General features: G+C 47.0%; 19 protein-coding genes. 10 read left to right on the top strand and 9 right to left on the bottom strand.

Features of this window, described 5'->3' with window-relative positions; all coding sequences use genetic code 11:
* Positions 1-61 precede the first annotated feature (61 nt).
* From H9Q13_RS03700 to groL, 6 genes are all read left to right on the top strand, one after another.
* A complete protein-coding gene (locus H9Q13_RS03700) occupies positions 62-1,336 on the top strand; it encodes a sigma-54 interaction domain-containing protein (RefSeq protein WP_191182385.1) in 1,275 nt (424 codons plus the stop codon).
* A complete protein-coding gene (locus tag H9Q13_RS03705; protein WP_191182386.1) occupies positions 1,320-1,850 on the top strand; it encodes an LptE family protein in 531 nt (176 codons plus the stop codon). Before H9Q13_RS03700 ends, H9Q13_RS03705 begins: the two co-directional genes overlap by 17 nt.
* Positions 1,851-1,880: 30 nt before the next feature.
* The gene (locus H9Q13_RS03710; RefSeq protein WP_191182387.1) at positions 1,881-3,170 is read left to right on the top strand and encodes a hypothetical protein; all 1,290 of its coding nucleotides are present in this window, start codon (positions 1,881-1,883) and stop codon (positions 3,168-3,170) included.
* Position 3,171: 1 nt separating this feature from the next.
* Entirely contained in the window at positions 3,172-3,561 is a 390-nt protein-coding gene (secG, locus tag H9Q13_RS03715; protein ID WP_191182388.1) for a preprotein translocase subunit SecG, read from the top strand.
* 248 nt (positions 3,562-3,809) lie between these two features.
* On the top strand, positions 3,810-4,100 hold the full coding sequence (gene groES, locus H9Q13_RS03720; RefSeq protein ID WP_224744040.1) for a co-chaperone GroES: 291 nt from the start codon (positions 3,810-3,812) through the stop codon (positions 4,098-4,100).
* 36 nt (positions 4,101-4,136) lie between these two features.
* Positions 4,137-5,774: a chaperonin GroEL gene (gene groL, locus H9Q13_RS03725; RefSeq protein ID WP_191182389.1), complete on the top strand. Its 1,638-nt coding sequence runs from the start codon at positions 4,137-4,139 to the stop codon at positions 5,772-5,774.
* 92 nt (positions 5,775-5,866) lie between these two features.
* Here groL and H9Q13_RS03730 read toward each other — a convergent pair whose 3' ends face one another.
* The gene (locus tag H9Q13_RS03730; RefSeq protein WP_191182390.1) at positions 5,867-6,463 is read right to left on the bottom strand and encodes a hypothetical protein; all 597 of its coding nucleotides are present in this window, start codon (positions 6,461-6,463) and stop codon (positions 5,867-5,869) included.
* A 174-nt stretch (positions 6,464-6,637) separates the two neighbouring features.
* Complete coding sequence (locus H9Q13_RS03735) at positions 6,638-8,224, bottom strand: peptide MFS transporter (RefSeq protein ID WP_191182391.1); 1,587 nt, start codon at positions 8,222-8,224, stop codon at positions 6,638-6,640.
* Positions 8,225-8,439: 215 nt separating this feature from the next.
* On the opposite strand from H9Q13_RS03735, the gene pckA reads away from it, so the two are divergent.
* The 3 genes from pckA (at position 8,440) to H9Q13_RS03750 (ending at position 11,606) form a co-directional block, all read left to right on the top strand.
* Entirely contained in the window at positions 8,440-10,056 is a 1,617-nt protein-coding gene (gene pckA, locus H9Q13_RS03740; RefSeq protein ID WP_191182392.1) for a phosphoenolpyruvate carboxykinase (ATP), read from the top strand.
* Between the two features lie 144 nt (positions 10,057-10,200).
* Positions 10,201-10,917 carry a 16S rRNA (uracil(1498)-N(3))-methyltransferase gene (locus H9Q13_RS03745; protein ID WP_191182393.1) on the top strand — a complete coding sequence of 239 codons (717 nt, stop codon included), beginning with the start codon at positions 10,201-10,203 and terminating at the stop codon, positions 10,915-10,917.
* A 20-nt stretch (positions 10,918-10,937) separates the two neighbouring features.
* Positions 10,938-11,606: a DUF4159 domain-containing protein gene (locus tag H9Q13_RS03750; RefSeq protein ID WP_191182394.1), complete on the top strand. Its 669-nt coding sequence runs from the start codon at positions 10,938-10,940 to the stop codon at positions 11,604-11,606.
* 15 nt (positions 11,607-11,621) lie between these two features.
* Here H9Q13_RS03750 and H9Q13_RS03755 read toward each other — a convergent pair whose 3' ends face one another.
* On the bottom strand, positions 11,622-12,173 hold the full coding sequence (locus tag H9Q13_RS03755) for a hypothetical protein (protein WP_191182395.1): 552 nt from the start codon (positions 12,171-12,173) through the stop codon (positions 11,622-11,624).
* A 141-nt stretch (positions 12,174-12,314) separates the two neighbouring features.
* Between H9Q13_RS03755 and smc the strand changes: the two genes are divergently transcribed.
* On the top strand, positions 12,315-15,857 hold the full coding sequence (smc, locus tag H9Q13_RS03760) for a chromosome segregation protein SMC (RefSeq protein ID WP_191182396.1): 3,543 nt from the start codon (positions 12,315-12,317) through the stop codon (positions 15,855-15,857).
* A gap of 93 nt (positions 15,858-15,950) precedes the next feature.
* On the opposite strand, the gene H9Q13_RS03765 is transcribed toward smc, so the two are convergent.
* The 6 genes from H9Q13_RS03765 to H9Q13_RS03790 form a co-directional block, all read right to left on the bottom strand.
* On the bottom strand, positions 15,951-16,304 hold the full coding sequence (locus H9Q13_RS03765) for an MmcQ/YjbR family DNA-binding protein (RefSeq protein WP_191182397.1): 354 nt from the start codon (positions 16,302-16,304) through the stop codon (positions 15,951-15,953).
* 30 nt (positions 16,305-16,334) lie between these two features.
* The gene (locus H9Q13_RS03770; protein WP_191182398.1) at positions 16,335-16,886 is read right to left on the bottom strand and encodes a 1-acyl-sn-glycerol-3-phosphate acyltransferase; all 552 of its coding nucleotides are present in this window, start codon (positions 16,884-16,886) and stop codon (positions 16,335-16,337) included.
* Positions 16,887-16,981: 95 nt separating this feature from the next.
* Complete coding sequence (locus H9Q13_RS03775; protein WP_191182399.1) at positions 16,982-17,632, bottom strand: autotransporter outer membrane beta-barrel domain-containing protein; 651 nt, start codon at positions 17,630-17,632, stop codon at positions 16,982-16,984.
* A 131-nt stretch (positions 17,633-17,763) separates the two neighbouring features.
* Entirely contained in the window at positions 17,764-18,537 is a 774-nt protein-coding gene (locus H9Q13_RS03780; RefSeq protein ID WP_191182400.1) for a patatin-like phospholipase family protein, read from the bottom strand.
* Positions 18,538-18,541: 4 nt separating this feature from the next.
* On the bottom strand, positions 18,542-19,384 hold the full coding sequence (locus tag H9Q13_RS03785; RefSeq protein ID WP_191182401.1) for an MBL fold metallo-hydrolase: 843 nt from the start codon (positions 19,382-19,384) through the stop codon (positions 18,542-18,544).
* 276 nt (positions 19,385-19,660) lie between these two features.
* Positions 19,661-20,611: an acetyl-CoA carboxylase carboxyltransferase subunit alpha gene (locus H9Q13_RS03790; protein ID WP_191182402.1), complete on the bottom strand. Its 951-nt coding sequence runs from the start codon at positions 20,609-20,611 to the stop codon at positions 19,661-19,663.
* Between the last annotated feature and the right edge of the window lie 39 nt (positions 20,612-20,650).

Consider the following 20,650-nt stretch of genomic DNA (forward strand, 5'->3'; position numbering starts at 1 on the left):
GAAAATCTTCACATCCCCTCATTTATAAATTTCCAAATCTTCTAATCTTCAAATCTTTTACATGCTCAACATAGACATACAAAGCATAAAACAGCGCTTCGGCATTATCGGTAACTCTCCCCTCCTGAACTATGCCATCCAGGTGGCGGCGCAGGTGGCACCTACCGAAATGACGGTGTTGATTACTGGTGAAAGTGGTAGCGGAAAGGAATCATTTTCCAAGATCATCCACCAACTGAGTCCGCGCAAGCATGGTCAGTTTATTGCCATTAACTGTGGAGCTATACCGGAGGGCACCATCGACTCTGAGCTTTTCGGACACGAAAAAGGATCATTTACCGGAGCAACCGACACCCGCAAAGGTTATTTTGAAGTAACAGACGGCGGCACCATTTTCCTTGACGAGATTGGTGAGATGCCATTGGGTACGCAGGCACGCCTCCTGCGTGTTCTAGAGAACGGCGAATTTATCAAAGTAGGGTCGTCCAAGGTACAGAAAACTGACGTACGGGTGGTTGCCGCCACCAATGTCAACCTGATGAATGCCGTTGAGAAAGGCCGTTTCAGGGAGGATCTCTACTACCGCCTCAGCACAGTGCCCATCTCAGTGCCCTCGCTTCGCGAACGGGGGGATGATATATACCTGCTTTTCCGTAAATTCGCTTCTGACTTTGCTGAAAAGTATAGAGTCAAACCGATTACCCTGACACCCGAGGCAGTTCAGGAGCTGCTGAAGTTCAGATTCCCCGGCAACATTCGGCAGCTTAAGAACATAGTGGAGCAGATATCTGTGCTCGAGTATGACCGGGAGATTGATTCTGCCAAACTCCGGCACTATCTACCAAAGGAGCAAGCAGGCAGCCAACTTCCGGCGGTACTGACAAAAGAAGCTGGGGCAGAGCAGTCTTTTTCAGAGCGCGACCTACTATACAAGGTTCTGTTTGACATGCGTCGCGATGTGTCCGAACTGAAGAAACTGGTTTTTGAGCTAATTACGCATCAGCCTAATGACCATGAGCTTCTCAAAGAGCACGGGCATCTGTTTGAAAATATAGACCAACAGGTCAGCCATGTTCGCTCCTACAAGCAAGCAGAGCAGCCTGAGCCTTTCTATCTTCCGGTTAAGCAGTCCTCGCATGATGAATATGAGGAAAAAGTAGAAGACATCACCCATGAAACTGAGGAAGAGAGTCTGTCGCTTGAGACCAAGGAGAAGGAAATGATCCTGAAGGCGCTCAAAAAGCATAACAACAAAAGAAAGTATGCCGCTAATGACCTGGGCATATCCGAAAGAACTCTTTACCGCAAACTAAAGCAGTATGACATTGAGAACTAATGCACGCGCATTCGCCCTGGCCCTGGTGGTTATGCTAGCCGTATGCTGCACTTCCTGTGGCGTTTACTCTTTCACAGGCACCTCCATTTCTCCGGACATCAAAACCATCTCCATCCAGAATTTTGTGAACAGTTCCGGTGAAGGCCCCTCTAACCTGACACAGGTGGTAACCAACAACTTCAAGAACTATTACCAGCGCAATACCAACCTGACCGTGCTGCAACGCGACGGCGATTTGCAATTAGAAGGACAGATTATTAGTTTTACCCTAACACCTAATGCAGTTCAGCGCGAAGGAAACATTGACCAGGCTACCCTGAACCGTTTAACATTGGGTGTTCAAATCCGATTTACCAATACGAAGGACCCAGAACAGGATTTTGATCAGCAGTTTACCATTACGCAGGAGTTCCCGCAGGACGTTGACATTACACGCATTCCGCAGGCCTCGATCGAACAAATGACGGAGCGACTGGTGGCGGATGTCTTCAACAAGACGGTTGCGAACTGGTAGTCTTCAATTATAGTCACACTTAACCATTACATGAACAAATCAGCCTTTCTTAAACTGATACAACAGGTATCCAACATCTCTGACCAGCAGACCGAAGAGCTGGAAAGAGTGGCGGCTACCTTCCCGTATTGCCAGACAGCACACTTGTTGCTGGCAAAATCAGCTTATGACAAGGGCAGCATGCTTTCTACCCAGCGTTTGCGTCGGGCGTCTTCCTACGCCACAGACAGACAGTTGCTCAAAAGATTGATTTATACCATTCCTGAACCTGAAATTGAGGAAGAGGAAGTTGCCACAGGTATAGAAGCAGATGTTGATATTGTTGCAACAACGGAGGCTGCAGAAATTGAGGCCACAGCTGTTGAGTCTGTCACATCAGAGCCGTTGGCAGAAGAAAACCTGACTGCAGAAAACCTGGATGAAGTTTACCCGTCAGCAATCCCCATTGAGGTAGATCCTATACCTGAATTAGAAGCCACAGAGGAGCAGGAAACCGTTGAAGAGCAACTTGACTCTGAACTGGCTTTGCTCTTCACATTCAACAGCATAAGCACTTCTTCCACTGACTTACTGAGCACCCGCAACCAACCACAGGAGGAACTTACAGACGAGCCTGACCAGGAATCTCCGGATCATTTCCAGGAGGCTGCAGAAGCCCTTACCGAGATCAATGAGGCAGAGCCGAAAGAATTAGTCGCTATACCTGAAGAAGAATTAACAATGGACGTTTTGGAAGAAAGTCCAGCAGGTATAGCAGAGTCTCCAAAAGAAGAGATTGAGATATTTGAGGAGGAGGAAGAGATAACCCAACCTGCTGCCCCCCCGGAAGATGCTGTGATCAATTACTCGACCGACGAAATCGACAGGCTATACGCCGAAGATGCACTGGGCTATTGGATGGGTTCAAGCCGAATGGGAGAAGTGCTGCAGCTGAAGGATGACTATACCCGCCAGCGCCCCCAGAGCTTCCATCCTGAGTTGATTTTAGAATACAGCAAAACCCACGAGCTTGAAAAAGCCATTCAGCCAACCGATCATGTATTAAGCAACCAACTGGACATTATTGATCAGTTCCTGAAGCTTAATCCACGCCTGAAAACGATGGCTAATTTAAAACTAAAACCTGAGCCACAGGAGGATTTGTCCTTAAAGAGTTCTAAGATTAAGAAAGGGATGGCTTCTGAGAGCCTGGCTAATATCTTCCTTAAACAGGGCAAGCCTAAAAAAGCCCTTAAAATTTATGAACAGCTAATTTTGAAATATCCGGAAAAAAAGTCTTACTTTGCCGAACAGATAGAGAAATTACAAAACATAACCTAATATGTACATCGCCCTAATCAGCATCATTGTATTCATTTGCGTACTGCTAATCTTAGTCGTACTGGCCCAAAACCCTAAAGGAGGTGGACTATCCAGCCAGTTTGGCGGTGGTGGTGCCAGCCAGTTGATGGGTGTGAAGCGTACTGGTGACCTATTGGAAAAACTGACCTGGGGTTTTGCAATCGCCCTGGTTGTCTTGACGCTCGGTACGCACATGATGATCGACACGACAAATGATTCCTCGATGATGAACCGCAGCGTGAACGAAGAGCGTGCTCGCCAGTCAGGTATGCCAGCAGCCCCTGCTGCCCTGCCAGGCGCTGAAGCCGAAGAAGATATGTCTATACCTGATGCCGGTGATATTCCTGTCATGACAGACACTGCCAACTAAGGATAATTTAAAACAATGAAAGCCGGCCTTTTGGGTCGGCTTTTTTATTTTATACTCAGGGCGCTGTCACATTTTAAGGAAATGCCGGTTGCTCTCTGACACACCCTGACATGTTTGTCAGTAAAGCAATTTAAAAACTGTAAAATTGGCTTGATTTGGCAGTTTTTAAGGCTTGGCACAAGAAGTGATAGAAGCAGTATGGTTTCAACGTTAAATCATTAACCACAAAAACTAAAACATAACAAACTATGTCAATCAGCATTAAACCATTAGCAGACAGAGTGATCGTAGCTCCTGCTGCAGCAGAAGAAAAAACGAAGTCTGGTATCATCATCCCGGACACTGCTAAAGAGAAACCACAGCGCGGCGAAGTCGTGGCAGTAGGTGAAGGCAAAGTGTCAGAGCAGGGTGCCCTGATGAAGCCACAGGTTACAGTAGGTGACCAGGTGTTGTATGGCAAGTACGCAGGAACAGAAATCTCAATCGATGGCAATGACTACCTGATCATGCGCGAGTCTGATATTCTGGCTATCCTTTAATCATTTCCATTTAACTAAAATCAAAGCAATATAACTATGGCTAAGAACATCACATTTGATGCCGACGCTCGTCACAAAATTAAGTCTGGCGTTGACAAACTGGCAAATGCTGTAAAAGTAACGTTGGGCCCTAAAGGTCGTAACGTCATCATCGATAAAAAATTCGGTGCCCCAACTATCACTAAAGACGGTGTTTCGGTAGCGAAAGAAATCGAACTGAAAGACCCTATCGAGAACATGGGTGCGCAATTGGTAAAGGAAGTAGCTTCCAAAACTGCTGACCAGGCAGGTGACGGTACTACAACTGCCACTGTATTGGCGCAGGCAATCTACACAGCCGGTATCAAGAACGTAGCAGCCGGTGCTAACCCAATGGACCTGAAGCGTGGTATCGACAAGGCGGTTCACGCTGTAGTTGAAAACCTGCGTTCGCAGTCTAAGAAAATCGAGAATTCTTCTGAGATCTCTCAGGTAGGTACAATCTCTGCCAACAACGACGCCGAAATCGGTAAGATGATCGCTGACGCGATGGACAAAGTTGGTAAAGACGGTGTAATCACTGTGGAAGAGGCAAAAGGTACAGAAACTGAAGTGAAGACTGTAGAAGGTATGCAGTTTGACCGTGGTTACCTCTCCCCTTACTTTGTGACCAACCCAGAGAAGATGGAAGCAGAGTTTGACAACCCTTACATCCTGATCTACGACAAGAAAGTTTCTACGATGAAGGAATTGCTTCCGGTGTTGGAGCAGGTTGTTCAGACTGGCAAAGGCCTTGTAATTGTTTCTGAAGATGTGGACGGCGAAGCACTTGCAACGCTTGTGGTTAACAAACTGCGTGGTTCCTTGAAGATCGCTGCTGTGAAGGCGCCTGGTTTCGGTGACCGTAGAAAAGCCATGCTGGAAGACATCGCCATTCTGACTGGTGGTACTGTGATCTCTGAAGAGCGCGGTTACAAACTGGAGAATGCTACGCTTGACTACCTGGGTCAGGCTGAGAAAGTGATCATTGACAAAGACAACACCACGATCGTGAACGGTGCTGGTCAGAAAGATGACATCGTAGCGCGTGTGAACCAGATCAAATCTCAGATGGAGTCCACTACATCTGATTATGACAAAGAAAAACTGCAGGAGCGTCTTGCGAAGCTTTCTGGTGGTGTGGCTATCCTTTACATCGGTGCTTCTACGGAAGTGGAGATGAAAGAGAAGAAAGACCGCGTAGATGACGCTTTGCACGCTACAAGAGCTGCTGTTGAAGAAGGTATCGTAGCTGGTGGTGGCGTTGCCCTGATCCGTGCGCTGGATGCCCTTAATAACATCGATGTATACAATGCTGATGAGCAGACTGGTGTGAGCATCATTAAGACAGCACTGGAGGCACCTCTTCGCACAATCGTTTCTAACGCTGGTGGCGAAGGTTCTGTAGTGGTACAGGCAGTTCGCGAAGGCAAAGCTGATTATGGCTACAATGCTCGTGACAACAAATACGAGAACATGTTTGCGGCCGGTATCATCGACCCAACCAAGGTAACGCGCCTTGCTCTGGAGAACGCTGCTTCTATCGCAGGCCTGTTGCTTACTACTGAGTGTGTCGTATCAGAAGAGCCATCTGAGGAAGGTGCTGCTCCAGCCGGCATGCCAGGCGGCATGGGTGGTATGGGCGGCATGATGTAATCGACTCCCATAGATTCCAATAGCAAAGCCCCGGGCCGTATGGTCCGGGGCTTTGTGTTTCATACCTGACTGGTTTTGAAAAGATCGTAGCCTTAAGGCAACTCTTTAATTGAAATGGTGATGTTGTGTGGGGCAAGTTCGTTCCCGCCAAAATAAGGGTATAGCTGGTAGCCCTCTGTTATACCTGCACAGGATCTTGGTAACACTATACTCTCTCCGTTTACGGCAAATCTATATTGATTATCCTCAAAGGTTAACTCGTAGGTACTCGGCTCCCCTAACTTGACAGAAGTGATATAGGCTGTGTTACGCTTGCTGTTGAAGTAGGTATAGCCATGTATCTCCAACCGCCCGTTATACCACCTCCAACCAAACCGGGCACTATTAGTATGGTGTGCTGTGCCGCAGTCTGAAGCACCGTATAGTTTATTGATATCGGCCTGATTGGCAGGCAGCGTTGACGTATAGATCGCTGACTGATCAAATACGGCTTCAAAACGGATTTTAGAAGTAGCGATCATCTTGAAAGTACTTTGAGTTGACTGCTCCCCTTTTTTAATGATGTAACGCACACTTGTATCAGGCTCTGGGGGTAAGTCAGTGTGGCTTACGGTGGATGACTCGCAGGAAAGCAAGAAGAATGAGCATGCCAACACAAATGCCAGTGGCTGCTTAAGTTTAGTTTTCATATAAGAATAGTATAATACGAAGTTGGGGCGTTTGACTTACAGTAACAAGGTGTGTATTTTATGCTAATAGATAAAGGCTTAGCTAATTTGCCAGCAAAAATACAAATAGTATTATAAACACAAAAGGCCAGCGCTGAGATAGCGCTGGCCTTTTACAAATTGATATTGAGTTGACTAGTGAATGCCGTGAGACCACTTGCGCATAAGTGGTGTCAGAAGTAAGGCAAGCACTGCGAACCCGAAGGCTACATAGGCAATTTGCTCAAACACGCCAGTGTACACAAGCAGTGAATCCATACCTGAGGCGGCTTCTCCCTCACCGCCGCTAACAGATGTCAGCTTGGCAATGATACCGGCAATATGGTGCGCAAATGAAGAAGAAAGGAACCAGATACCCATGATAAAGGCCACAATCTTCTTAGGTGAAAGCTCTGTCACTTTGGACAAGCCAACCGGAGAGATGAATAGTTCGCCCGTAGTGATCAGCATATAGCCCAGAATCAGGAACCAAATAGATACTCTGCCATCAGCGTCTGCAAAGTTTGCACTCCACGCAAAAACAAGGAAGCCAAGACCCAACTGCGCTATACCTAATGCAAACTTCACAGGTGTGAATGGGTTCATCTTCATTCTGGAGAAGAACAGCCACATAGCTGAGAAAGGCAAGGCAAAAAGCACAATAAAGAATGGGTTGATAGAGTTGGTCTGCGCCGCATTCATGAAGGTAAGGTTAACGTTACGCTCTGCAAAAAGCGTCAGCGAAGAACCTGCCTGCTCAAAGAAGGACCAGAAAACCGTGATAAAGAATGTGAGGAGGATTACCACAATCAGGCGCTCACGCTCTATTTTGTCAACCTTGATTAGGTTCATGATCAAAATGATCGCGATGATCGGAAGCAATGCATAATACATCACATAGTCTATCAGTGAGCCATCAAAGTTTGTTTCGCCAAAGACAGGCAGTGTTAGCGTACCATTGAAAAGCATTAAACCCAGGAATGGAAGCGACAAAATAGACAGGATGTTTACCCACCACTCTTTTGTGATGCCTGCAACTTTTTCTTTGATAGCAGTTGGGTTTGGAGGCAATCCTCTGTCACCGAAAACACCGCTACGGCTTCCCTGCCAGAACATGATCAGGCCTAATAACATACCTACGCCAGCTGCTCCAAAACCATAGTGCCAGCCGTAGTTAACGCCTAACCAGCCACAAACAAGCGGTGCCAGCATAGCGCCAATGTTGATGCCCATATAGAAAATAGTGAAACCCGCGTCACGACGCTTGTCTCCCTGCTTGTACAGCGTACCTACCAGCGTCGAAATATTTGGCTTGAAGAAACCATTGCCTACAATCAAAAGAGCCAAAGACCCGTAAAAGAAAACAGGATGTTCCACTGCCAGTGCAAAGTGACCAAGCGCCATTAAAACGGCACCTAGCATAATGGACTTGCGATATCCCAGAAATTTATCGGCAATCATACCGCCAATTACAGGAGTAGCATAAACTAAGGCGCCATAGGCTGCGTAGATACCGAAAGCTATCTCGTCCCGATTTGTAAACGATTCAAACAGGTTGTTGACCATGTATAGAACCAGCAGGGCCCGCATTCCATAAAAACTGAAGCGCTCCCAAAGTTCAGCGAAGAACAGGTAAAAGAGTCCTTGCGGATGCCCGAACATTTCAGGACCGGAAGGGTCAGCTCCGATCGGAGCATTTTGTTCGCTTACCTGGTCAGTTAGCGTGTGTTCTTTGTAAGACATAGGGTTTAGTTGGTTGATTGTTTAGATAAATTGAGCGTACAAACAGGGTAAATATATCTGATTATACGCAGATAGGCAAATTTTTCGACCCTGATGCGCTAACAAAGGCCTTCATTTTATAAATGGAACTTAATCATATATTAATATCTAATATTTTATATTTTTGTACCACAGTTGTGAAACAAACAGTTCACTTTTAAACCCTTTATTTTCAAATGAAAGAATCTGGTATTAAATCAGGTACATCAGGTCTGGAAAGCCTAGGCATAACTGAAGCAAAGGAAATACTCTGGAACCTTACACCTGCCGAGCTGGTGGAAGAGGCTATCAAAAATGGCGAAGGAGTCCTGACAGACAATGGTGCCCTGATGTGCGACACAGGTAAATTTACAGGCCGTTCTCCTAAAGACCGCTTTGTGGTGAAGGACGCCAAAACCGAAAACACGGTTTGGTGGGGAGACATCAATATTGCCTTTGACCCTGAGAAATTCGATAACTTGTATAACAAGATGACCGATTTTCTGAAGGACCGCAGACTTTATGTACGGGATGCCTATGCTGGCGCGCACCCTGAATATCGTCTGAATCTGCGTATCGTCAACACACAGGCATGGCATAACCTATTCTGCAACAACATGTTTCTGCGTTTAACCGCAGAAGAGCTTAAAGACCACAACCCTGAGTTCACAATCATCTGCGCGCCCGAATTCGAAGCTGACCCGGAAGTGGACGGCACCCGCCAATCTAACTTCGCCATCATCAACTTCACACGCAACATTATCCTGATCGGTGGAACAGGCTATGCCGGTGAAATGAAAAAAGGTATCTTCGGCGTGTTGAATTACATTTTGCCTGAGGAGAAAAATACGCTTTCCATGCACTGCTCCGCCAATGTGGGCCAGGATGGTGACACCGCCATTTTCTTCGGTTTGTCGGGCACAGGTAAAACTACTTTGTCAGCGGACCCGAACCGGGGCCTGATTGGCGACGACGAGCACGGCTGGACAGAAGACGGCGTTTTCAATTTTGAAGGCGGCTGTTATGCCAAGGTGATAGACCTGACCCATGAAAAAGAACCTCAGATTTGGGATGCAATCCGCTTTGGCGCAATTGTGGAGAACACCCGTTTCCTGGAAGGTACCCGCACAGTTGACTATTCCAACAAATCGGTAACGGAGAATACACGTACAGCATACCCGATCAACCATATCGATAACGCAGTAGAGCCATCCAGAGCTGACATCCCGAAGAACATTTTCTTCCTGACAGCTGACGCCTTTGGTGTATTGCCTCCAATTTCTCGTCTGAATACGAGCCAGGCTATGTACCACTTCATCTCAGGGTATACCGCCAAGGTGGCCGGAACTGAAGTAGGGGTAACGGAGCCACAGACTACCTTCTCTGCCTGCTTCGGTGCTGCGTTCTTACCGCTGCACCCAACTAAGTATGCGGAGATGCTGGGCCAGAAAATGACCGAGAACAACGTGAATGTATGGCTGGTGAACACTGGTTGGACAGGTGGTCCTTACGGTGTAGGCTCTCGCATGAAGTTGCCTTATACCCGTGCCATGATCACGGCTGCTCTTAGCGGCGACCTGGATGATGTGCAGTTCACCAAGCACCCTATCTTTGGGGTAGAAATGCCAAACTCCTGCCCGAACGTTCCAGATGAGATCCTGAATCCGCGCAACACTTGGGCGAACAAAGAGGAGTATGATGCCAAAGCCACAGACCTGGCTTCTAAGTTTGTGAAAAACTTCGGCAAATACGCTGATTTCGCCAGTGAAGATATACTTGCCGGTGCGCCACAGGTAGAAGTCTCCATTGACTAGCCATTCAGATTCTAAATACACAAAGCCTTCCTGCCAAAACAGGAAGGCTTTTTTTGCGCTATACCTGTTTGCTTGAGTAAAAAATGCCTAGTTTCGTATACCTAGTAAGAAAGCTTCTAATTAACCTCATTATATAGATTAATCGTGCATTTATTCTACACACCCGACATAAGCGAAGATTTCTATACCTTAACAGAAGACGAGTCAAAGCATTGCACCCGCGTATTGCGGCTACAGCTCGGGGATACGGTATACCTGGTTGATGGACGTGGATGCCGGTATACGGCCATCATACAGGACGCCCATCAAAAGAAATGCAAGCTGCAGGTAATAGACAAGCAGACAGACTATGGCAAACTCCCCTACTATGTGCACATTGCTGTGGCCCCGACTAAAAACATGGATCGCATAGAGTGGTTTGTTGAGAAAGCCGTAGAGATAGGTGTTAGTGCGATTACCTTTTTGGAGTGCGAACATTCTGAACGCAAGCAGTTGCGGCTGGATCGCATAGAGAAAATTGCTGTCAGCGCTATGAAACAATCTCAGAAGGGTTTTCTACCGCTTCTGAATGAACTGACACCATTCGAAAGATTCATCCAGACTTGTATTCCCCAAGACACATTCATAGCTCATTTAGAAGATGATGCAACAAAATCGATAAGGGAATACTATAAGCACGACAGACAGCATTGTATTCTGATTGGTCCGGAGGGTGACTTCTCTCAAAAAGAGATTGCGGCTGCATACGCATTAGGTATAAAGCCCGTGACACTAGGCCAGAGCCGCCTTCGAACAGAGACGGCAGCCCTTGTCGCTTGCCATACCCTGCAGGTATTGCATGATATCTATGCCCCGCTATAATTGCCTTACTGTAATTAAATATGAAAAGAGCCCTCCTTCTAATAACACTTATAATTCTGATTAGTGGCACATCACAGGCGCAGCAGAAGTATAGTTTTAAAATCGCAAAACTGAAATACAGTGGCGGAGGAGACTGGTACGCTAACAAGACCTCCCTTCCGAACCTGATTCGGTTTTGTAACCAGAACCTGAACATGAACATTGCGCCAGAGGAAGCGGTAGTAGAGGTTGGCAGCCCGGAGCTTTTCAGTTATCCCTTCGTACATATGACTGGCCATGGCAATGTGGTGTTTTCGGATGCGGAAGCTCAAAACCTGCGCAATTATCTGATCAGCGGTGGCTTTCTGCATATTGATGACAACTATGGGCTTGACCAATACATCCGGAAGGAAATGAAAAAAGTTTTCCCGGAATACGAATTGGTGGAGTTACCGTTTGACCATCCGATCTATCGCCAAAAGTATACCTTCAAAAACGGACTCCCTAAGATCCATGAGCACGACAATAAACCGCCTCAGGGATTCGGGATCATTCACAAAGGAAGATTGGTTTGTTTTTACAGCTACGAGACAGACTTAGGAAACGGCTGGGAAGACACCGAGGTACACAATGACCCTGAAAACAAGCGGCAAGAAGCCCTGCAGATGGGTGCTAACATTCTAGCTTATGCCCTAACCCAGTATCTATAGGTATAGCCTAGACAATTAGTACTGCTTTCGGTTGAAAATCTCAGACATAATAAACGCCTGGCGGGCAGACTGCGGATTTTGCAACAATTCACCATACACATTGGGTATCACTTTTCTTTCCAGCTTCTTGGCTTCATAAATAGCATCAGCGGCGGCGAGTCGCTCCCTCCTTTCCTGTTTGTACAGTTTAGCTTGTTCAGGGTTTTCCAGCGACAGGGCCCGCATGGGTACCCGCTCTTTTGCAACTGGCTTCATGGTAGGCTGTAGCACAGGCTTTGGGTTCTCTACAGGTGCTCTGTTTTGATCATTTACCCGCTCCATTTTGGTCTGCATTTCGCGCAGAATGTCTTCGAAGGAAGTAGCGGGCGCAGTAGGCCTTTGCTGCTGTCGTGGCTGTGGCTGGGGGTTAGATACTGGCCTTTGCATGGGACGTTCGTGCTCTGGACGCTCCTGGGGTGCTGCTGGCCTGCCATCGTCGTCTTGCGTCTTAAACGCTTTGCGCCAAGCCGTATAGATGAAATAGGCTACGATGGCCAGTATATAGAGTATTAGTTTTAGATCTTCCATGCGCTCAGTGTCTTATCAAATATAGCATAAATAAACTATTCTGCCCTCATGCTTCCCGCATATTTATACTGCTTAGGTTCGCTTTGGTAAACAAATTAGTCTTATTTTTGAGTTTGGTTTGAATAGATTCCGCTGACGCGAATGCAAGTATCAAGATTAGAAATTAAGGGATTCAAGAGCTTTGGCGACCGTGTCGTCATCAATTTTGATGAAGGTATCACCGGTATAGTTGGGCCCAACGGTTGCGGCAAGTCCAACATTGTGGATGCCATACGCTGGGTGTTAGGAGAGCAGAAAACACGAAATCTGCGATCCGATAAAATGGAGAACGTGATCTTCAACGGCTCCAAAACTCGAAAACCTGTCCAAATGGCAGAGGTGTCCATTACCTTTGACAACAACAAGGGCATTCTGCCCACGGAATACTCTCAGGTAACGGTAACCCGGAAATATTACCGCAACGGCGACAGCGAGTACATGCTGAATGGCGTTACCTGCCGCCTCAAGGACATTAATGAACTTTTCCTGGACACAGGTATAGGCTCGGATAGTTATGCGATCATCGAGCTTAAAATGGTGGATGAGATCCTGAACGATAAGGAGAACTCGCGCCGATTGCTGTTTGAGGAAGCGGCAGGTATATCCAAATTCCGGGTACGCAAAAAACAAACCCTGAAAAAACTGGAGGAGACCGACGCCGACCTGGAGCGTGTGGAAGATGTGCTGTTCGAGATCGGGAAAAACATGAAGACGCTGGAGCGCCAGGCAAAACAGGCGATCAAGTATTTTCAGTTAAAGGATGACTATAAAAAATTCAGCCTTGAGTATTCTAGGCGTAATATTACCCAATACCAGCTTACCTTGGAACGACTGGAGCAGGACGTGCAGCAGGAAACGAGTCTGAAGGAAAGCTATGTATTGGCTGTAACAGAAGCCGAAGATGCCATTGCTGACCAGAAATCCGAGTTGAACCAGACCCAGGAGCAGCTGTCCGAAATGCAAAAGACCATGCAGGTGCAGACCGCCAGGTTGCGCCAATTTGAAAACGATATCAAACTGAAATCTGAGCGCAGCAACTTTCTGAAAGAACGCATGACGCAGCTTCGCCAGCAGATCAGTCAGGACACAGCCAACTTGGAGCATACCCAGGATAGCATTGTGTCGCTCCGCGATGAATTGCTGGAAGTTCAGGATGGCTTTGCCGGTGCAGAAGAGCAGGTGAATGCTTTGAAGGAGCAGTTGCAGGAGGCCAACGAACAAAAACTGAGCCTGCAGGAAGATTTGCAGGAACTAAGCCAGGAACAGCGCACCAAGCAACATGCCGTTTTTCAGCTTAACAAGTCTCTGGAAATCGGCCAGGTACAGATTCAGAACCTAACGCAGGACCTCGAACAACTTCGTCAGCAACAACTCAATGCCGAGGAAGATGGTGCTATCCTACAAGAGCAACTGCAGGAAGTGCAGGCCGAACTGGAAGAAAAGACAACCCTGCTGGTAGGCTTGCAAGCTAAGGAAGAATCGCTGCTTCAGAGCATCGAGAAAACCGAGGTTGATATGGAAGGACTGAAAGAGCAGTTGGTAGATTTGAACAGAACGCTCGACGCCCGCCAGAACCAGTACAACCTTACCAAGTCATTGGTTGAAAATATGGAGGGTTTTCCGGAGGCGATCAAATACCTGGCTCAGTCGGAAGACTGGAAAAAGCCAGCGCCCCTCCTCTCCGACATCATCATGTGCGAGCCTGATTATAAGTCGCTTATCGAAAGCTACCTCGAGCCCTACATGAACTTCTTTGTGGTGGAAGAGCTGCAGGATGCGGTGGATGCGATTGCCTTGCTGAAACAACATAATAAGGGCAGGGCTAACTTCATTATCCTCTCCGAAATTGAGGAACTAGAGCCAACCGCAACCTTCAGCGACGGCACTTTAAAAGCTGCTTTCGAGGTGGTTTCTGCCGACAAAAAATACAGTAGCCTCCTGAAGTACATGCTGCGCAATGTATACATCAGTGATGCTTCAGAAGACGACTTCTCTGCTGAGGATTACCGCACGATTATCTTAAAAGACGGTTCAGCTATCAAAAAGCCACTCAGCCTTTCGGGGGGTTCTGTTGGTTTGTTTGATGGCAGCCGACTGGGCCGCAAGCAGAACCTGGACAAACTGGCGGAAGAAATCGAGCAGCTTCAGCACCAGGTAGACCTGACACAGAGCCGCCTGAACGCACAGCAACAGATCCTGTTAAACTACAAAGGTGAATCTCAGAAAGAGGCCATTAAGGTTTTGGAGAAGGAAGTGGCCAAGCTGCAGCAGGATCTGCTGACTGTCCGGATAAAAAATGAGCAGCATCAGCAAAACCGCAAGAACTTCGACCAGAAACAACAGGAATTGCAGCAGCGCCTCGATGACCTTTATATCCAAAGTAAGCAGGTATCGCCTCAGGCCGAAGAAGATATGCAGGAGCTGAAGGTGCTGGAAGAACGGCTATCAGTGCTTAACTCCCAGATTAATCAGCAACAGGAACAGATCACGGTTATATCTGGTATGTATAACCAGGAAAACATCCAGTTTCATCAGCTCAAAAACCGCTTTGGGAGCTTACAGCAGGAAATAAGCTATAAGCAGAAAACGGTGGAAACCAATCAGGAGCGTATAACCGGGCTGCGTCAGGAACTGGCAAAATCGGAAGAAGAAACCCTGCAGGCGACAGATTTCATCGAAGAAAACGAAGCGCTGGTTGAGACAATGGTGGAGGCACGCCGTGAGTTTGGCTATGAGCTGGATGCGGTGGAGAAGAAATACTTTAGCCTGCGTGGTGATCTGGATGAAAAAGACAAGACCATTCGTGAATTGCAACGCAAACGCCAAAACTCAGATGAGCTCCTTATGCGCATGCAGCAAGCCATCAATGACACACGCATTAAGCTGGTGTCGGTACAAGAGCGCCTTGCCGCAGAGTTTAACATTGCGACAGATGATTTGGAGCAGCCTATACCTGAAATGGAGCATGAGGGGCTTTTCCAACTCAGCAACGATGAGCTGAGTAAGAGCATTGCAGACGTAAAATCTGTTTTGGACAAGATGGGACCGGTAAATGCCATGGCGGCCGAGGCTTACGTGGAAATTGAGGAGCGCAATAAGTTTATCACAGAGCAACGGGATGACCTAGTGAACGCCAAAAACGCGCTGATTGACACCATTAATGAGATTGATACGGTAGCTAAAGAGAAGTTTCTGGCTTCGTTCAATGAGATAAAGCATAATTTCATCCGGGTGTTCCGCAGTTTGTTTACCGAGGAAGATAATTGCGATCTGGTGCTTACAGACCCGAAAAACCCACTTGACTCGCGTATAGAGATTATGGCACAGCCCAAAGGCAAGCGTCCGTTAACTATTAACCAGCTGTCGGGTGGAGAGAAAACGCTAACAGCTATCTCGCTCCTATTCGCCATCTACCTGCTCAAGCCAGCTCCGTTCTGTATATTCGATGAGGTGGACGCTCCATTGGATGATGCGAACATTGACAAGTTCAACAACATCATCCGCACATTCTCCAACGAGTCGCAATTCATTGTGGTAACGCATAACAAGCGCACCATGGCGTCTACGGATGTGATGTACGGCATTACCATGATCGAAGCAGGTATATCGAGGGTTATACCTGTGGATCTACGTCAAATTGCCTAAAGTATTATAAAATTAGCTAAAACAGAGACGCCGCTGACTATTCAGCGGCGTCTCTGTTTTAATATGGATGGTTTTAGATAAAGAAGATAATCCCTATACCTGGCTGGCTTCTATTTCTTTCTGGATCCGTTTCGGAAGTTTTGCTTTCACCAGTTCATAAGACTGCTTAACATAACTTTCCCACTCGTGTCTTGTTAACCGGTCCCAGGCTTTTACCTGTACCCATTTATTTCGAGCCATGTAAGGCGCAGGTATAATAGCATGCGAAGCAGACAGTTCTTCAAACTCGTCTTCCCCCACTTTGAAGGAGACACCAGGCTCTCCTTCAAGTCCTGTGACACAGAACATTTTCGCCCCTACCAGAAAACATAAATCTGCTCCCCATTTTACATCCTCGGCTACCCCGGGCAGTCCCAGGCAAATCTCCCGTAGTGCTTCAATGTTCATTGTGCTCTTGATTAGGTATAGCAATAGGTTCTACCTTACCCCTTGCTCAGGGTATTTGGCTTGTTTGGTGCGATAGAACGCCATTATTTTATCCAGATCAGCTTCGATGTCACCGGATGGGTAAATGGCGGGCCCTATGCCTGCTTCCTTTTTAGAGTAATCGACGTATCCAAGAACGATCGGAACTCCGGCACCGAGGGCTACGTGGTAGAAACCCATACGCCAGCGTGGTTGGTACTTGCGAGTACCTTCCGGGGTGACCAATACGCACATATCGCCGGGGGTTTCCTTGAAAATACGAATCATGGCATCCACCATCCGGGTGTTCTTAGACCGGTCAATTGGCAATGCCCCCATGGATTTTAGCAGTCCCCCGAACGGGAACTTCATGAACTCTTTTTTAATAGTGAACCGGATCGGGGCATCCATAATGTAGAAAGCGGCTCTGGCATAAATAAAATCCCAGTTGCTGGTATGCGGAGCGGCGACCATCACGCAGCGACGAAGCTCAGGGCTGAGGTTGCCATTGAGTTTCCAGCCCGATACTTTGAATAAAAGTTTGGAGAGTGCTTTTGCAAACATATAGTTGGTTATAAAAAATGCTAATCCACAAACTCGATAAGAGTTTTCGGATTAGCATGTCAAATATACTATATAAAAATTAAAATGGGAATTGCTTACAAGCCTTGCTTTATAATGTGGGAGCGCTTTCTTAAAAGGTATACCTGTAAACCAAAGCCGAGCATAGGGCCCAGTTCTCGGTAACTCCGATCATTACGATCCACTTTTTGGAAGTAACGGAATGACAATACCGGCTCCAATGAAAATTTTTCGTTAATAAAATAAGCATAGCCGACGCCCAGAGACCCGCCTATGGCTTTATATTTTGCGTTCACGTCATTGAAATTCTGCAGGCCGGCCAGCATGCTCAATTCTCCAAAAACCCCATTCAGCAAATAATACCTGGCAAAAGGTCCTGCCATCACAAAGGTCTCTCGTTTGGCTTCACTCGGAGCATCAGTAATTGAAGTTACTTTTGAGCTTCGATGCAGTACACTCAAATCGAGGCCTACGACCAGGTCCTCCCTTACAAAATAACCATTCTTACCTCTCAAAGCGGCATTGATTACTCTGCTGTCAACCTGATTGCCGGCGCTATTGAGCTCACTAGAGGTTAGCAAATAGCTTCCATTAATGCTTCCCCCTATCATGACGGAGCCGTGTTTTATCTTTGCCCGTATAAGCGAACTCTCGTTTTCCTGCGAATAGGCTGAAAAATGTATTGTAAGGCTGACCAATAGCAATAGGGCAAGTAAAGACTTTGGCATAACAAAGATTATTTATAAGAATATTGATATATACGAAATTACAGATTAACTGATTGAATTTTACGAATAAAAAACTGGCTAAACAAGGTTGCTACAGATAATTTACCAATACTTTAAATACAAAAAAGCGATTAGTTGTCCTCTAACATTAATTTACCCAGCAATTGGTCTTTTAGACTTAAGGTATAGCGGTAGCCAATATCAAACATCTCATCTGCTTTACTGAAGCTCATCAACCGGAAATATTTCAGCTCTGGAGGTTCAATGAAAAAGTCGCATTTATGCATGCGCAACATCACGTTGTTATTGATGGCCAGATGGGCGGTGCGCTCAATCATACTGCGCAGGGAAGTAATGCGGGCCTGGTGATTAACGGGGTTGGTATGTACGCCGATTTTGAAATCGCAATTTCCCTCGAGTGGGTCCAACGGCATGTTATTCAGCAAACCTCCATCGTTTAGAAGCATCCCTTTATAGGCAATGGGTCGGTACAAAATCGGTACGGCGCAGGAGGCGAGTAAAGGCTTAATTAGATCGCCACTCGAGAAGTATGCTGTCACCCCCTCGTTCATTTCAGTGGCGCTCACAACCACCGGAACTTGTAAATCCTCAAATGTAGCGGCCTCCCCCAGGTATTTGCAGAAGAGTTTCTCTACGGCTTCCAGGTGCAGGATACCGATCTGTCCGATAGCCAGTCGGACAATACTGAAGATTTTCAATTCCTTGATGAGCTTCAGGATATCGTCTGGAGAATAGCCTGCCGCGTAAAATACACCGGCTATGGCTCCTGAGCTGACCCCGGAGATGATACTCGGTTTAATGCCTAATTCATCAAATGCCTTGAGAACCCCCAGATGGGCTATACCTCTGGCAGCTCCCCCCGACAACGCCAGCCCAACCTGCATAATGCTACAATTCGCTTAGTGAGAATGAATTTTCTAAACGAATGCCTTTCTCTGTGTGTTGCACGGTGCAGCATTCACTTACGGAGTCGTGCTCCAGGTATAGCACATAATTCTCATCTGCAGCGGTTTGCAGGAAACGGGCTTTTTCATCCAGTGTGAGCAGTGGCCGGGTGTCGTATCCCATCACATAAGGCAATGGAATATGACCAGTAGACGGAAGCAGGTCTGCCATGAAAGCTACTTTGCGGTCCTTATAAGGTATAATTGGCACCATCATTTTATCCGTATGGCCATCGGCATAGAAAATGTCGAACTGCGGAAAAGGAGAAGGTTGGTTCGGATCGATAAATTTCAGGTGTCCGCTTTGCTGCATGGGCATTATGTTCTCCTTCAGAAAAGAGGCTTTCTCGCGGGCGTTTGGCTCAGTGGCCCACTTCCAATGGTCAGCATTGGACCAGTAAGTGGCATTTGGGAACACCAAGTCCAAAGCGCCTTCACTGTTTTTGTATCTTACACCGCCTCCGCAATGGTCAAAGTGCAAGTGCGTCAGAAAAACATCCGTCACATCGGCATGGGAAAAGCCTGCTGCATGCAGGGATTTTGCCAGGGTGGCTTCGCCGTGCAGGTAATAGTGGCTGAAAAACCTGGCGTCCTGCTTATCGCCTATGCCGTTATCGATCAGGATCAGGCGGTCACCGTCTTCGATGAGCAGACAGCGCATGGCCCAGGTACACAAATTGTTCTCATCTGCCGGATTGGTACGTTGCCAAAGCGTTTTAGGCACCACGCCAAACATGGCACCCCCATCCAATTTGAAAAAGCCTGTATCGATTACGTGTAATTTCATGATTCTATTTTGTGAATGAGAGAATGAGGCTAATGTAATCCGCAAACTAGTTGCAAACCGGATTACATCATGTTATTTCAACCTATTGCTTAAAGATATTAAAACAAAAAGAGGTGGCAAAGCCTATCAGCCTTGCCACCTCTTTTAATTTTGAAGGTATAATAGTTGAACTCTAAACCGGCTTACAACCGGATAGAATATTAGCAGTTCATTTAAATCACAACACCGCTAAAATTAATGCCTGGGTGTGATTGATGACTATATTCTCTGAAAGCGTTAATCTTCCAGCACTACTCCCATCGCAGAGAACTTTTCGATGCGCTGCATAATACGGTCTTCCGATGCAACCCCTTCCAGTTCGTCCAGCATTTTGATGATTTCCTTCTTGAGCATGCGCATCATACGCTCCGGTTCGGTGTGAGCACCTCCAAGCGGCTCTTTGATAATGCCATCGATCAACTTGTTTTGCAACATATCAGTGGCTGTAAGCTTCAGAGCTTCGGCCGCCTGCTCTTTGTAATTCCAGCTACGCCATAAAATGGACGAGCACGACTCCGGTGAGATAACAGAATACCAGGTGTTCTCAAGCATCATCACGCGGTCGCCAATAGCTATACCCAAAGCTCCGCCAGAAGCACCTTCACCGATAATGATACAAATGACAGGCACCTTCAGCATGAACATTTCCTTCAGATTTCGGGCGATGGCCTCGCCCTGTCCACGCTCCTCCGCCTCAAGACCAGGGAATGCGCCCGGTGTATCTATAAACGTAACGATTGGCCTGTTAAACTTCTCAGCCATTTTCATCAGGCGTAGCGCCTTTCGGTAACCTTCCGGATTGGCCATACCAAAGTTGCGCATTTGGCGCTGCTTGGTGTTTCGACCTTTTTGCTGCCCGATGAACATCACGCTACGGCCCTCTACTTCACCGAAACCGCCCACCATGGCTTTATCATCGCTCACCGTGCGGTCGCCGTGCAGCTCCACAAACTTGTCGGTGATGCCGGCAATATAATCTAAGGTATAGGGTCTGTCTGGATGGCGCGAAAGCTGTACTCGCTGCCAGCGGGTGAGGTTGGCATAGGTTTCTTTCTTGAGCGTCTTGATTTTTTCTTCAAGCGCTTTAACTGCCTCCGAAACATCTACCTGGCTTTCAGTAGCCAGTTTTTTCATTTCGAGCAGTTTGCCTTCCAGGGCAGCTATAGGTTGTTCAAAGTCCAAAAGCATATTATCTAGTCGCTAATTCAGCTACAAATTTAACAGTTT

It is taken from the genome of Pontibacter aquaedesilientis, from assembly GCF_014773225.1.
GTDB lineage: Bacteria > Bacteroidota > Bacteroidia > Cytophagales > Hymenobacteraceae > Pontibacter > Pontibacter aquaedesilientis.

What these genes read in the sequence shown, in the direction of transcription:
- H9Q13_RS03700 (WP_191182385.1), top strand. Translation starts at nt 62, where the DNA reads ATGCTCAACATAGACATACAAAGCATAAAACAGCGCTTCGGCATTATC.
- H9Q13_RS03705 (WP_191182386.1), top strand. Translation starts at nt 1,320, where the DNA reads ATGACATTGAGAACTAATGCACGCGCATTCGCCCTGGCCCTGGTGGTT.
- H9Q13_RS03710 (WP_191182387.1), top strand. Translation starts at nt 1,881, where the DNA reads ATGAACAAATCAGCCTTTCTTAAACTGATACAACAGGTATCCAACATC.
- secG (WP_191182388.1), top strand. Translation starts at nt 3,172, where the DNA reads ATGTACATCGCCCTAATCAGCATCATTGTATTCATTTGCGTACTGCTA.
- groES (WP_224744040.1), top strand. Translation starts at nt 3,810, where the DNA reads ATGTCAATCAGCATTAAACCATTAGCAGACAGAGTGATCGTAGCTCCT.
- groL (WP_191182389.1), top strand. Translation starts at nt 4,137, where the DNA reads ATGGCTAAGAACATCACATTTGATGCCGACGCTCGTCACAAAATTAAG.
- H9Q13_RS03730 (WP_191182390.1), bottom strand. Translation starts at nt 6,463, where the DNA reads ATGAAAACTAAACTTAAGCAGCCACTGGCATTTGTGTTGGCATGCTCA.
- H9Q13_RS03735 (WP_191182391.1), bottom strand. Translation starts at nt 8,224, where the DNA reads ATGTCTTACAAAGAACACACGCTAACTGACCAGGTAAGCGAACAAAAT.
- pckA (WP_191182392.1), top strand. Translation starts at nt 8,440, where the DNA reads ATGAAAGAATCTGGTATTAAATCAGGTACATCAGGTCTGGAAAGCCTA.
- H9Q13_RS03750 (WP_191182394.1), top strand. Translation starts at nt 10,938, where the DNA reads ATGAAAAGAGCCCTCCTTCTAATAACACTTATAATTCTGATTAGTGGC.
- H9Q13_RS03755 (WP_191182395.1), bottom strand. Translation starts at nt 12,173, where the DNA reads ATGGAAGATCTAAAACTAATACTCTATATACTGGCCATCGTAGCCTAT.
- smc (WP_191182396.1), top strand. Translation starts at nt 12,315, where the DNA reads ATGCAAGTATCAAGATTAGAAATTAAGGGATTCAAGAGCTTTGGCGAC.
- H9Q13_RS03765 (WP_191182397.1), bottom strand. Translation starts at nt 16,304, where the DNA reads ATGAACATTGAAGCACTACGGGAGATTTGCCTGGGACTGCCCGGGGTA.
- H9Q13_RS03770 (WP_191182398.1), bottom strand. Translation starts at nt 16,886, where the DNA reads ATGTTTGCAAAAGCACTCTCCAAACTTTTATTCAAAGTATCGGGCTGG.
- H9Q13_RS03775 (WP_191182399.1), bottom strand. Translation starts at nt 17,632, where the DNA reads ATGCCAAAGTCTTTACTTGCCCTATTGCTATTGGTCAGCCTTACAATA.
- H9Q13_RS03780 (WP_191182400.1), bottom strand. Translation starts at nt 18,537, where the DNA reads ATGCAGGTTGGGCTGGCGTTGTCGGGGGGAGCTGCCAGAGGTATAGCC.
- H9Q13_RS03785 (WP_191182401.1), bottom strand. Translation starts at nt 19,384, where the DNA reads ATGAAATTACACGTAATCGATACAGGCTTTTTCAAATTGGATGGGGGT.
- H9Q13_RS03790 (WP_191182402.1), bottom strand. Translation starts at nt 20,611, where the DNA reads ATGCTTTTGGACTTTGAACAACCTATAGCTGCCCTGGAAGGCAAACTG.